The organism is Pseudobdellovibrio exovorus JSS (genome assembly GCF_000348725.1).
Taxonomy (GTDB): Bacteria; Bdellovibrionota; Bdellovibrionia; order Bdellovibrionales; family Bdellovibrionaceae; genus Pseudobdellovibrio; species Pseudobdellovibrio exovorus.
In genome coordinates this window covers 1,063,512-1,076,926 of sequence record NC_020813.1, presented here as the reverse complement: position 1 = coordinate 1,076,926, position 13,415 = coordinate 1,063,512, and the positions used below count along the sequence as shown (strand labels likewise).

The window sequence follows — 13,415 nt, the reverse complement described above, 5'->3', positions numbered from 1 at the left end:
TTCAATTTATTTAAGATGTTTCTTTAAAAACTCAATTGTATGACCGATTTCAAGGACCTGATTGTCTTTTTTAGCAGAGCCATGACCTTCATCGGCAAAGATAATTAATTCACTCGGAATTTTTCTTTTCAATAGAGTTTCATGAATTTGCAAAGCTTCCCCGACTGGAACGCGCGGGTCATTTGCCCCTTGAATCACCATCAAAGGCGACTTCACACGATCAACATAAGTAACCGGAGACAATCGCATCAAAGACTCTTTATCTTTAACGGGATCACCATACTCTGAAATACGTAGAATACGACGATACGGAGCTGTGTTGTTAAGGAACGATACAAGATTACTCATTCCTACTAAAGCCACTCCCGCTTCGTACGAACCTGCAAACTTCGTCATGGCCATCAATGTCGAGTAACCGCCATAACTCCAACCCATAACACCGACTTTAGGTGCTACGCCTGAATTGTGCTTCCAGTTAGATTTAATCCACAGAGCCGCATCTTCGATATCACCAATCACATCTTCACGTTTTGGTCCGTCGTCCATGCTGATCCACTTTTTACCATAGCCATCACTTCCGCGCACGTTCGGCTCTACAAAAATAAACCCCTCGTCGACAAAAGATTGTGCAAATGTGCTGAAACCCGGTTGGCTCTGCCCCTCCGGTCCGCCATGAAAGTGAACCACCACTGGACAGTTCTCACGATTTTTATTATCTAGACGGCATTTTTCGGGAAAACGAACGAACATAGGAATTTTAACGCCATCACGACTGTCGTAACTCATCAGTTCTGCCGCAACAAATTTCGACAGATCCACTTCTGGAGCCGATGGCAATAACCACTGAGTTACTTTCTTTGTACCCCAATCATAAGAGTACGCCAAGCGTGGAGCTTTCGATGTGATGACACCGAAGATAGTCACGCGTCCATCACGAGTGGTCGTTCCATTAAAGATATGATCAACTTTAGCATCCTTAATTGGAAGCTTAGGAATCGCTATGGGCTTAAAAGTTTTAGCGTCTAAAGCGCCAATTTCAGAATAACCTTCACGACTGATACCATAGATAATACGTGTGTATTTTTGATCGATGCTGAAACCTTCGATTTCGGCATTCATTTCTTTTGTCAGCGGCTTCATCTGTTTCTTTTCATCCATTAAATACAGACGTTTAAAATCTGTACTTTTATTGGAAAGAACTAGGTACTGATTTTCTTTCGCTGCATAAGAGACATCGTATTCCTCTTGCTCACCTTGTCCCACGACAGGAGTCATCTCTTTTGTTTTAGGATTGTAATCGTAGTATTCATTTTGTCTGGCACCATTGTACTTTACAAAAAGAAGTCTTTCTCCGTTACGACGTTGATCAGCAAGGTACCATGCTCCCTGCCCCTCATAGATAGTCTCAACAGACTTGTCCGACAACTTCATCTTATAAGTCGAATAGGAATCAGGAGTTCTATCATTGGCGATGTAATACATATAAGCCGAATCGTCTGTTACAAACGCGAAATGGGCCTGTACCTTTTCTTTTCTGAACAACTCATCGATTTGACCTGTTTTAATATCCAAACGGAAAAGGCCTGGGTTTTCTTGGCCATTAAGATCCTTAGAGATAATTAAATACTTTCCGTTCGGAGCTACCGCACGAATAGTAACCGCATCATTACCACTTGTTAATTGTATGGGGAAACTTTTGGGACCATCGATCTTCCAAACTTGAGTGATGCCCGTGATCCTCCAAGTAAAGTACAAAGTCTTTTTATCTGGAGACAGAATCCCCATTCCCGGAGATCCCACATCAAACATTTTTTTCAGTTTGTTTGCCATGATAGGATCTAACGCTGGCGGCGTGTATTTTTTTAAAGTTGCTTCAGAAACACTGTCTACGCCATGGCCGGCATACTGAGCCATAGCTGTGGCACTCAATAACAAAACAGATAGGCCCATTAAAATTTTCTTCATACTCGCTCCCTTGAGTTATTAAAAAATCAACCTGAACTTAATATTTAAGAATATTCTTTATTACTTTTTCTTTACGAGATCAGCTAGGCCACTTAAGCCCGAGTTACTAAAACCCGTCTTAACTGTTACTGATTTCCATGTCTGATCATCAAACTCAGCCGGAATACCTAAAGAAATTTTACGTTGTTCAAATAGAATTTCATCTACTTGCACTTCAATCGAGTCACCTTTTTTACGTGTTTCGTACATTTGGTGATCTACTGAATCTCTCCATTTTGATTTAGGCAATAGCCCTGTGATTCCAGGAGCTAAGTTAACAAAAAGGCCATAGACCTCTTTCTTTTCGACTTGCCCTTTATGTGTTGATTTTAACGGGAATCTCTCAGGAACTTGCATCCAAGGATCGCCTTCTCCACCCGCTTGTTTAATAGAAAGTGAGATCTTTAAACGGCCATCAACCTCTTCTGATCTTAATAGCTTTGTTGTGACATTCTGGCCCACGTGTAAAACTTCGGAAGGATCTGAAATACGAGACCAACCTACTTCCGAAATATGCACAAGTCCCTCTACTCCGTTTTCTAATCTTACAAAAGCTCCGAACTTTTCAATGCGAGAAACCATTCCCGAAAAAATGTCTCCGGCTTTTGAAGACTCTAAGAACTGACCTTCATTTTCTACTTTTTGTTGATCTAATAGTTTACGACGAGAAACCACAAGATTACGCCCTTTAGGATCGAACTGTGTAATGATGAAATCGAATTTTTTATCAACGTAAGATTGGTGATCTTGAACTTTGTAATCCATCTGACTTACAGGACAGAATGCTGTTTTGTTGTGAACAGCAACACGGAACCCACCATTACAAACTTCTGTAACACGCCCCTCAACAGGTAACTCCATGTCGTAGGCATCTTCTAAAGAATCTAAATCCGCATTTGATTTTTTTGAACCTTTTTTCGCAACACGGATCTCGCCACCTTTAGTACTGACCACGACCACTTCAATACGATCACCAACTTTGTATTTTAAGTTTTTTTCATCATCTAAAAGTTCGCTTGTTAAAATCATGGCATCAATAGGAGTTGATGTAGAGATAAAGGCTTCTTCTTTGTTGATCGTTAACAACTCACCGATGAACGCATCACCCGTTGTTAATTTTTTACCAACACCACCTAAAGATTGTTCAAATAAAGATGCAAAATCTGTTTTTGCTTTAGTATCTAGTTCATCACCGAAAACATCACGTTTAGACATAAAAACCTCAATTTTTTTGAAGATTTAGTCTAACTGAATACCCTCAGAGTGCAAGGTCCTAGGACTTCTTTTGGCGATTTTTAACGGATAAAGTCAGCTCAAATGTGGCTACCTTTTCAGTCATACTTACAGAGGGAACTATGGCATAGGCTGTCATGGTTCTATTGATTCTTTCAGTCGAGCCTTTAGCCTCATTGATTTGATCGACAACTACCTGCGCTTCTTCGCAAATAAAGTGTACATCGCCCTCTGCGCGGCGTAAGAATTCAGCCTTATAGTCCTTGAATAGAAAATCAATTCGAGCACCTGACTCTTGTATCTTTTTAACAGCTAACATCGCGATACATAATTCCGAACCAATGGCTAGTGCTCCGAAGTACATCGCTCCCAAGTGATTTTTAGTGCGAAATCCCAACGGGATTTTTAAAACTGTACGCTGGTCACTACTTTCCAAGACTCGCGGCATACAGAAACCGATTAAAGGAATTTTACTCCACGCATAGATAGACAAAAACAAATTATTTTTAAAATTTTGAAGTTTACTCATAGTCGCTTTCAAGCTTAAATCATGGATATGAAAATTGAAACAGCTTTTACAAAAATGATGAATATTCAATACCCGATTATCGGTGCCCCTATGTTCCTTGTCTCTAATCCAGACATGGTCGTCGCTATTAGCGAAGCTGGTGGAATTGGAACCATGCCCTCTTTAAATTTTCGTCCTGCAGAAAAATTTGCAGAAGCTGTTAAAGAAATCAAATCCCGCACCAAAAAACCTATTGGTGTGAATATCATTGTTAACAAAAGTAATTCACGATCAACGCAGGATTTAAAGGCCGCATTAGATCACGGAGTCGATCTGTTTATTACATCTTTAGGCTCACCCAAGGACGTCATCTATGAAGCCCATCGCCAAGGAGCGAAAGTTATCTGTGATGTCATCAATCTTGAACACGCTAAAAAAGTTCAAGACCTTGGAGCCGATGGTGTTATTGCCGTTGGTGCTGGTGCTGGCGGACATGCGGGGCCGATTTCTCCGATCGTTTTAGTGAGCTGGTTGCAAAAACAATTGGATATCCCTGTTATTGCCGCTGGAGGTATTGCAGATGGCGCGACCATGGCGTCCATGCTGACGCTGGGCGCTTCTGCCGTAAGTGTCGGAACGCGTTTTATCGCCTCGAAAGAAGCGACTATTGATTCAGCCTATAAAGACGCTATCGTCAAATCTTCACCTGAAGATATTGTGATGACCACTCGTCTCTCGGGAACACCTGCTGCTGTCATTAAAACGCCTTATATTGAACGCATTGGACTTGATCTGCCTTGGTATATGAAAGCGTTAAAAAACCAAAAGCTCACTAAAAAATATATCGTTCCAATTATTCATTTCCTTGGCTCAAAGGCATTAGAAGAAGCTGCCACTGGCCCATCATGGAAGACAGTTTGGAGCGCTGGACAATCTGTAGGACTTATTGAAGAAATTCTTTCCTGTGAAGAGATTATTCGTAAATTAGTAACCGAATATGAAGAAACCTTGGCGAATACACCACGGCTAACTCAATAAAGACTAGATTTAATGAAAGAAACGTATCACGCGGCCCATATTCTTCTGCCCACACGCCATGAGGCAGAAGATATCCTTAGAAAGCTAGCTGAAGGAAAATCCTTTGAAGAACTTGCTCGTAAATATTCCAGTTGCAGCTCTTCAAAGAGTAGCGGAGACCTTGGCCCAATTCCATTTGGGAAGGCAGACCCAGATTTTGAAGAAGCAGTTCTGCTTTTAAAACCAGAGCAGGTATCAAAAACCCCTCTAAAAACCCGCTTTGGTTTTCACATTATTAAAAGATTGAAGTAACTACTCAAGCCCTTCAACGTAGTGCATGAGTTCAGGAACGCGGTCTAAATTGTGTTTAGCTTCTTTGATCACGCGCACAGCCTCAACTTGCTTGATAGCGCCTGAAGAGATTTTACGACTTAATAGATGCTCTAATTCGTCAGTCACTTCATAGACACTTTTGTGTTGTGGCCATAAATTCTCGATATCGTTACTGCCACCCAAGCTCAATGGAATAAAGTGATCAATTTTGAAATCCATACGATTCATCTGACGAATACTGAATCCAAAACGTTCATCATACATTTTGATGATATCGCGTTTTAACTGTGTATCGACATCGCGCTCACAGTAAACAATACCTTCTGGGTAACGGCGGATCGGTGAATCTTCACACAAAGAACCTGGAGTTACACTTTCGATGGGCTCCGTGGGAAATCTTTCACCAGCAAGAGCGGTTGACGTTACAAGGATCAGACCTAGAACAAGACTCAAGACAGACTTGAATTTCATATATACTCCGTTAGTCAGACATTTACGGCGCCTGGTAGAAACGCGGGACCCTATTACCCGCTTATAAATGAGTTGCAGGGCTATTAACACCAAATCACATTCGTATTTCAAGCGAATTCTTTTTACGCGACACACTAAAAACTTGGAATAACAGCCGAAAGATACTATTTATCTATAGTATTACGTACTCATGTATACATAGACATGAAAAGAATGTTTCAGAAAATTTCGCCAGATCATTTTTCTTAAGGAGTCTGTTATGCGTCTTTATTCCCTAGCTCTGACAACGGTGTTGTTTTTATCAGCAGGCAGTGCAACTGCTGGTATCTTTGGAAACTCTGTCTTTTTAGAACCCTCTATTGGCTATAGAAGTGAAAAAGTACAATTCACAGATTTAAACTCTGCAAGTTCAGACGTGCGTATCTCAACCCCTAGCTTTGGTTTAAAGTTTGGCTACCGCAGTGCTATTGGTATCGATGTTAACCTTGCTGGCGAATACGCTACGGGCAAAGCAGAACTGAGCCCCCAAAATGATAAAGCTGACTTTTCACATCAATCACTGGCTGTACAAATCGGAGTCAACTCACGCGGTTTAATTAAAGTCTTTTTAGGCAGCACTTTGTTTAATGAGTTAGAAGTGAAAGAACTCACGTCTCAGCCGGCCTTTAAATTAGCCGGTCCTGCATTCCAAGCCGGATTGCAATTTAACATATTGCCGTTCTTGTCTATTGGCGGCCAGTACACACTTAATCAGTTTGATACAATTAAAGGTGCTGCTTACGCCAATGACTCGCGTGTCGACAGTTATTACAATAAACTCGATACACAGGACTATCAGATTTATATCTCGACGTCTTTGTAACAACGTCTCTATTAAGGAGGACTCGTGAACTATACAGGATTCTGGCGCCGATTTGTTGCCTATATGATTGACGCTGTCATCTTAGCTATTCCCGGCCTGTTAGCAGGTGGAGCTATTCGGCACTTTGGAATCAGCATCAGCATGAATGTCATTCTGGGAATTCTGTACTACCCTGTCTTTGAGTCTTCTATTATGAGCGCAACTCCAGGAAAAGCTCTTATGGGAATCGTGGTTTTATCCGAACAAGGAGAGCGCCTTTCTTTCAAAGCCGCCCTAATACGCCATCTTTTGAGATTTCTTTCAGCGCTGGTCTGTTACATCGGATATATCATGCAGGTCTTCACTAAAAAGCGCCAAGCCCTACACGATATGCTCAGCGAATCCATTGTGATTGATCGCGAGTCAGCCGATTTGAATTATTTTGTGGTTTGGAAAGATCATTTTAAAGAAGTCCTAAAGAATATCTAAACTGGCCCCTTAAATTGTTGTTAGGGAAAAAACGATTTATGCCGGTCAGCAATGGTGTCCGGCTAATGGTAAGACCTTATTCTACGATTTTGTTCTATGGCTCTGTTCTGCATCCGTCCTGCCAATAGAAGATCCGAACTTCGGATATACTTACTGGGCCGCCTCCATTCAGAAATACAAACAAAGTGCCGCACCACTAAAAGACTAAATTCTTTAAAGAAACTAAGCCCCTAGATTTTTTTAACAACAATTTAAGGGAACAGTTTAAGGAAGTTTACAAAATAAAAAAGGGCAGTTTCTCAACTGCCCTTACCTTTATCTATTTCAGATAATCAGAACTTATATATTATTGCGCTAACAACGCTTTTCTTACAGCGATATCAGCTTGAACCAAACCTGCACCAAATTGGTTTGTATCATTTGGTGAAAGTGGACGAGCTGTCTCAGACAAGATGCTACGTACTTGTGCTGGAGTTAACTTTTTATTCGCTGATTTCATCAATGCAACAACACCGGCTACGTGAGGAGTTGCCATTGAAGTTCCATCGAATTGTGCATAATCAGCAGGAACTAAAGAAACCGCAGTCCAAACTGTTGCTCCGCCTTGTAGACCTTCAGCTAAAGCCACACCATCAGCTTGTTCGATCATAACAACAGGGATATTTAACAATGTACCATCTTCGCCCAAGCTTCCTTGGATAAGACCTGGAGCATTGTTGTAGATCAACACGCCTGCAGCTTTTGCAGTGATCGCATTTTTAACTTTTTCAGCAAATGTGATCTCACCACGGCTGATCAGAACTAGTTTTCCTTCAACATCTAAACCTTCGTAGTCAGTAGTGCGGCCCATTCCTGGGATAGCCACTAGAGTTTTGAAGATAGGAGTTTGGAATAATTCTGTACCGCTGAAACCAGCACTCTTAATACGTCTTTTAACAGCCGCATCTTTATTTGAATCGTTAACTTCGATTTCAACAACACTGTCACGACCAGAACCAACTGGGATTGAAGAAAGAACCGCAGCACCTGGTGCTGTGATATCTAACTCTGGACCCCATTGAGAGAAATCCGCTCTTTCTAGATCAGATTTCAACGCACCTACAGCCACTACTGTTGGGAATGCAGCTGGGAAGCTTACGCCACAAAGATTTGGACTGAAGAATCCGCCAGCGCCACATTTAGGATTAGTTTTATCTGGAGAGTAATTTTGTTCAGCAGCACCATTACCAGAAGCAGCCACTACCGAGATACCTTGGCGATCAGCGTTTTCAACGGCCTGTCTTTGCATTGCTGATCCACCTGGTCCACCTAAAGACATGCTGATCACGTCAACATTCTCTTCGATACCCCAGTTGATACCTTCAGCTACTGCGATATTACTGCAACCTTGCTCGCCACAAACACGGCCAGCAAGTAATTTAGCTTTCGGAGCAACACCCGTGAAACCAGTGCGTTCATTGTAAACACCTAGAACTGTACCAGCACAGTGTGTACCGTGACCATCGCGATCTGTGTAATCAGTTTCATCAACGCGGCCATCTGTTCCTGCCACGAAGTTTTTACCTTTTTCAAAATTTTCAGATAATGCCGGATGATCTTCATCAACACCTGTATCTAAAACTAGAACGCGAGAGTTAACGCCTGCACCTGAATCAGACCATGCATCACCAGCATTTACTGCTAAGATACCCCACGGAGTTGCATCACCAGCTTTGAAATCTGGAACTTGTACAACTTGCTCAACAGTTTGAGGAGCTTGTGGTTTTGTAAAGCGTCTTTTTTTACGTCTTTTTTCTTTGATATCTACACGAGAAATTTTAAAACCATTTACTGGTTTAGGAACTGGAGTGAACGTTTCTTTTTCAACCACAGCTACTTCTGGGTGACTTTTTAAACGATTGATCAAGGCTGCATTATCAGATTGCAACACGATACCTTGAACGTGAGGTAATGCTTTCTGCATTCCTGCACCAGACTCAGCTCTTGCGAAGTAAGTCTCCATTGCCTGATAGCCTTGTTCACTTTTAAAAAGAACAAGATAACGATCCTTGGCTTGAGCAAAACTAGCTAGCAAAAGTAAACTTGCTATTAAAGATGCTAATTTCATATTCCCCTCTTTCCTTAGGTTTTCTAAGTTTATCCAGATCTAAGTCTGGTACGGGGCGATTCAAGCTTATTATGACAAGCAATGCAAAATTATTTTTTTATGAAATTTCAATCACTTAGCCAGAGAACAAAAAGTGAAATTATCTGTCATGGAACCAGAGGTTCCAAAATGGCACTCAACTAAAAAATAAGGGCATTCCAGATCGAAAAATAATGGCTGTTTAGGTGTGATATAAAAGATTTTTATGTGAAAAACTAAATTCTAGGCAAAAAAAAAGGGCGTCTTTGTCGCAACGCCCCATAAGCTATCTAACTGAATTCTATCCTTACCAAATATGAACTCGCTCGGAATCAGGTAAAACCATCTTGTCACCCTTCTTACAGTTAAAGGCCTCTGCAAATCCCTGTTGATGCTTCACTTGCTCATTAATGCGTGCACGGCCTAAAGCATGTGGATCTGTTTTCAACTGTTGCTCTTCTGCTTTAGGCAAGTTTACTTCGCACCACAGACGTGCATAGGCCACAAACAGACGTTTTTGATCCTCTTTTTTGGCCTGAGCGGGATCAGGGAATGCTGCTTGATAAGCAAACGTCAATCCAACTAAATCACCGATATTTTCACCTAACGTCAGACGACCATTGTGACCCGCTTTATCAAACTGAGCGACAAGACGAGAACCGCGTGTTGAAAACTCTTTCAGGTCTTTCATCGTCATCCACTGATTTAATTTTCCATCTTCATCGTAGCGCGAACCCTGATCATCAATACCATGACCTAACTCGTGTCCGATCACAGCTCCCACTGCACCTAAATTTTCAATCAAGTCACCTTCACTGTTAAAAAATGGATATTGTAATATCCCCATTGGCATGACGAACTTGTTTGCTGATGGATCGTAGTACGCATTTACTGTAAGTGGCCCCATATCCCAAGCTTCCAGATTTGCACCTTCTTTAAAGCTTTTAAGATATTTATTGTAATAGGCTCTGTTCTGAATGTAGCTGTTCTCTATACGATTCGTACTGGAATACTTCTGCACCGGCAAGAAGTCCCACTCTTTACTATTTTCCGGCTTAACTAAATAGAGTTTGGCTTTTTCGATTTTCAGAATTGCTTTACGGCGAGTTTCTGGTTCCAACCATGTGTTAGACTTCATGCCGCTGATAATACTTTCTCTGATCTTTTGCGCTACCGCTTTAAATTTATCAGTTGGAAAATGAGGGAATAACTCATCAATTAAAAGCTGATCTAACTCTTTAGGAAACGAGCGCATCACACGACGTGTACAGCGTTCAGCACGTTCCGATCTTTCTGCCGGCCCACCTAAGTAGGTGTGGCTGAACTGAAATTGTTTGTTGAAGTAAGCTGGATTACTGTCGTCCAGTAACGCACTTCCTACACTGTAGATGTACATATCTTTTAACACATCTAACTGATTAGTTTTCAAAGCTTGGTTGTAAAAATCTAAAGCCTCTGGAACTGGATTCGACATCAATGTATTTTTTGGGATACGTGCTAACAAAGACTCAACACGGAAATCTGGGTATTTCGTCAAGAAGTCTTTTTGTGTTTCCTGTCTTTTTTCTGACCAACGCTGACGTCTCACCTCTGGCAATGGATACGTCTTAATAAATTCCTTTTCTAAAGCGATAATTCCGTCTGCTTTAGCCGCAAGCTGTTCTGAGCTTAACTTAGGCTCTGCAATCGTAAAGAAATCAATAATTAACTGGCGATAATCCGCCATCAACTTCGCATCTTCATAATACGAATGTTCTGGCAAATTCATTAATTCCAACATAATAAAAGCATCATTGATTTTAGGGTTATCTTGATTCGAGTAAGCAAAGAAACTCAAAATGCTTGGACGGCCCAAGGAAATCTGACGTGTTTGATAATCAGAGAAATCTTTCACTGATTTTAAGGCGCGAATTTCTTTTACCACTTTTTGTAGTTCTTTAGTTTCGCTGATCGCCCCTTGCTGAGCATTCATACAAGCTTGATAATTACTCTTAATTTGTAGGGAACGCGCATTGAGCTTTTTCTGTTTATCAATGTTAGCAAAAAACTTTTTCTTCGCTTCTAAGATACGCTCAGAAGAATCGTTAAATGAAAATGTATGCGAACTGCGATCAGGTCTTAACTTAAAAGACGCCTCAGCTTGAGAACAAACATACTGATGGAAATCAGTACAGGGATTGATTTTATCATTTAATGGGAATTCACGCTTTGCTGGAATCTCGGAACTGGGTTCCGCTGCTAATAAATTTAGACCAATCAAAGACACTGCAACAAATGAAATACTTTTCTTCATGTAGACCTCTTTTGAAGTCTACATTGCAGCACTTTCACATAGGACTGTCCAGCATCAGTGAATCGTTCGGCCCCATGGCGGGTTATCGCCCAGCTCGCTTTCAGGATCTCGGCCTAGATCCTGTAGTCTTTTCCACTCATATCTTAGAAATGGCTTCTGAGCCTGTAGCGACTGCTCATAAGACAGTGGCTCAGCATTTAAACAACTAGAGTTTGGACTGTAGGCCCCCGCGGAACAAAAGGCCACTTGCATCTGCGAACTATCACCCATAAAGTTCAACCACTCTTCTAATGGCAATGGTTTTAAAGGATCTACTGAAGGATCTATTATATAAACGACATCTTGAATGCGATAAGAAACTGCCACATGGTACCACCATGTCACACTCCCCCACAAAGAATTCGCCGTCTTCACATTTAAGTTACCAAACACAAAGACACGACTTGGCGCAGGTAAGCCCATAGCTTCTGAACGCGAGTTAGAAATAGCAGCGCGCGCATAACATCCATCATCTGGATAAAGCCATGTAGACCGACGAGGGAATTCTGACTCTGTTTCCATAAATCGCTCATCGCGAATTTCTGTAAAATATTTTGAAAAATCTTGATCACTTGGCCACTCTTGAATGGCTTGTACATCGGTCTCGTTCAATGCAACAGCAGAGTTCATAACGGATCGGCGATCAATCGTGTCGTTAGCACCGTATTGATTATCTGATGGCTCATCGGACTCTTTAATGGAAATGAATTGAAGAATTTTTGTGGTGTAATCTTCATGAGGTAAGCGCACCGCAGAAGGAGCCTCGGGAATTTGAGCCCAACCGGATAACGAAAAAGCCAGCATCAGAAGCATCAACGTCGTAATTTTTTTGACTTGCGCCATACACCATCCCCATTTTAGCGAATGGCCTACTTTTAATGGATCAGACTTATACAAAGCAATAGAATTCCACGAACTCCATTCGAGGCTTTTATACGCCTTTTATAATGCTTCCTAGCCCCAGAACTCGGCGGCAGTTCACTTGAACTAGGTAATTTTTCTATATCTGCTTTTTAGCAAATAGCTCCGATGTAGCTTATGACATGGTTTATGGCATAGCTTATGACATAGCTAAGGAAATGATTTTCGCCATCAAATCATCGTAGCTGAGGTCAGCTTTACCTGCTGATAAGGCGAAGTCTTCGCTTTTTGAGATAGAAGGATTGGGATTGGCTTCAATGAAGTAAATTTCGCCGTTTTCTTTTACGCGCAAATCAATACGTCCATAACCTTGAATGTGCAGTAGACGATATATTTTCTTACATGTCTCATTCAATTTTTTCTGCATAGCTTCGGGCATAGAGGCAGCCCATCCAGAATCAATACCCCATTTTTTACGATACTCTTGATCCCATTTACTACGAAATGTCGCGAACTTAGGTTCATCATCCGGCACTTCTTTAAAAAAGAGCTCACGTGGTGGAAATACAGTTAACTTTTCATTTCCCAAGATACCCACATAGAGCTCACGTCCATCAATAAACTCTTCCACAATCGCATCTACTTCCAAACGCTCGTGAATATACTTCACTCGGGCTAGAGCATCCTTTTCATTTTCAACATAGGAAAGTTGTGAAATTCCCTCTGATGACTCTAGCTGTAATGGTTTAACAAAGGCTGGAAATTGAAACTTTTTGAGCGAACGTAAAGGATGAGATTTTTTCGCCACTAAAAAACGTGGCGTACGAATGCGATGATGGCTTAAAATAACTTTTGTCAGTCCTTTATCTTTACACAACTGAAGCCCTAGTGGCCCCGTTCCTGTAAATGGCACACCGATCAATTGCATGAGGGCTGCCATATTGGGTTCAAAGTCTCTGTTCCCATTAAAAGCTTCACTCAAGTTAAATACTAAATCAGGCTTCAGCACTTGAACTGTTTTCAAAAGATGTTCGATATCATTATGTATTCCTAAAGGAATCACTTCATGCCCTAAACGAGTCAGTGCATCCTTCACATCTTTTTCAGTTTTCCAGTCAGGAGTCTTCCAGTACTCACCATACTCTTCCGTTGGAATATTTACGGAAAGATCAAATAGAAGCAAAATTTTTAAAGCCCTCAC

12 protein-coding genes and 1 riboswitch are annotated in these 13,415 nt (G+C 41.3%); of the genes, 4 read left to right on the top strand and 8 right to left on the bottom strand.

Annotated features, from left to right (window positions below):
- Window positions 1-6 precede the first annotated feature (6 nt).
- Genes A11Q_RS05325 through A11Q_RS05315 form a run of 3 tightly spaced genes read right to left on the bottom strand, consistent with a single transcriptional unit; the run spans window position 7 to window position 3,766 of the window.
- Window positions 7-1,965: a S9 family peptidase gene (locus tag A11Q_RS05325; RefSeq protein ID WP_015469767.1), complete on the bottom strand. Its 1,959-nt coding sequence runs from the start codon at window positions 1,963-1,965 to the stop codon at window positions 7-9.
- A gap of 60 nt (window positions 1,966-2,025) precedes the next feature.
- A complete protein-coding gene (locus A11Q_RS05320) occupies window positions 2,026-3,219 on the bottom strand; it encodes a S1 RNA-binding domain-containing protein (RefSeq protein ID WP_015469766.1) in 1,194 nt (397 codons plus the stop codon).
- 58 nt (window positions 3,220-3,277) lie between these two features.
- Window positions 3,278-3,766, bottom strand: coding sequence for a DUF4442 domain-containing protein (locus A11Q_RS05315; protein WP_015469765.1), 489 nt, complete (start codon window positions 3,764-3,766; stop codon window positions 3,278-3,280).
- A 27-nt stretch (window positions 3,767-3,793) separates the two neighbouring features.
- On the opposite strand from A11Q_RS05315, the gene A11Q_RS05310 reads away from it, so the two are divergent.
- Window positions 3,794-4,783: an NAD(P)H-dependent flavin oxidoreductase gene (locus tag A11Q_RS05310; protein ID WP_235044644.1), complete on the top strand. Its 990-nt coding sequence runs from the start codon at window positions 3,794-3,796 to the stop codon at window positions 4,781-4,783.
- Window positions 4,784-4,795: 12 nt separating this feature from the next.
- Window positions 4,796-5,074, top strand: a complete 279-nt coding sequence (locus A11Q_RS05305) for a peptidylprolyl isomerase (protein WP_015469763.1) — start codon at window positions 4,796-4,798, stop codon at window positions 5,072-5,074.
- On the opposite strand, the gene A11Q_RS05300 is transcribed toward A11Q_RS05305, so the two are convergent.
- Complete coding sequence (locus tag A11Q_RS05300) at window positions 5,075-5,566, bottom strand: HNH endonuclease (RefSeq protein ID WP_015469762.1); 492 nt, start codon at window positions 5,564-5,566, stop codon at window positions 5,075-5,077. It lies immediately after the preceding gene.
- Window positions 5,558-5,655: riboswitch (purine riboswitch) on the bottom strand. Its footprint overlaps the gene before it by 9 nt.
- A 170-nt stretch (window positions 5,656-5,825) precedes the next feature.
- On the opposite strand from A11Q_RS05300, the gene A11Q_RS05295 reads away from it, so the two are divergent.
- Both A11Q_RS05295 and A11Q_RS05290 read left to right on the top strand, forming a co-directional pair.
- On the top strand, window positions 5,826-6,428 hold the full coding sequence (locus tag A11Q_RS05295; RefSeq protein ID WP_015469761.1) for a hypothetical protein: 603 nt from the start codon (window positions 5,826-5,828) through the stop codon (window positions 6,426-6,428).
- A 24-nt stretch (window positions 6,429-6,452) separates the two neighbouring features.
- Entirely contained in the window at window positions 6,453-6,896 is a 444-nt protein-coding gene (locus A11Q_RS05290; protein WP_015469760.1) for an RDD family protein, read from the top strand.
- A gap of 346 nt (window positions 6,897-7,242) precedes the next feature.
- Here A11Q_RS05290 and A11Q_RS05285 read toward each other — a convergent pair whose 3' ends face one another.
- The 4 genes from A11Q_RS05285 to A11Q_RS05270 all read right to left on the bottom strand — a co-directional run bounded on the left by A11Q_RS05285 (window position 7,243) and on the right by A11Q_RS05270 (window position 13,415).
- A complete protein-coding gene (locus A11Q_RS05285) occupies window positions 7,243-9,003 on the bottom strand; it encodes a S8 family serine peptidase (RefSeq protein ID WP_015469759.1) in 1,761 nt (586 codons plus the stop codon).
- Between the two features lie 325 nt (window positions 9,004-9,328).
- The gene (locus A11Q_RS05280; protein WP_015469758.1) at window positions 9,329-11,314 is read right to left on the bottom strand and encodes a M13 family metallopeptidase; all 1,986 of its coding nucleotides are present in this window, start codon (window positions 11,312-11,314) and stop codon (window positions 9,329-9,331) included.
- Between the two features lie 54 nt (window positions 11,315-11,368).
- Window positions 11,369-12,196: a protein-glutamine glutaminase family protein gene (locus tag A11Q_RS05275; protein WP_015469757.1), complete on the bottom strand. Its 828-nt coding sequence runs from the start codon at window positions 12,194-12,196 to the stop codon at window positions 11,369-11,371.
- Between the two features lie 217 nt (window positions 12,197-12,413).
- Window positions 12,414-13,415 (bottom strand): D-alanine--D-alanine ligase family protein, encoded by a 1,002-nt coding sequence (locus tag A11Q_RS05270; protein WP_015469756.1) that lies wholly within the window; start codon window positions 13,413-13,415, stop codon window positions 12,414-12,416.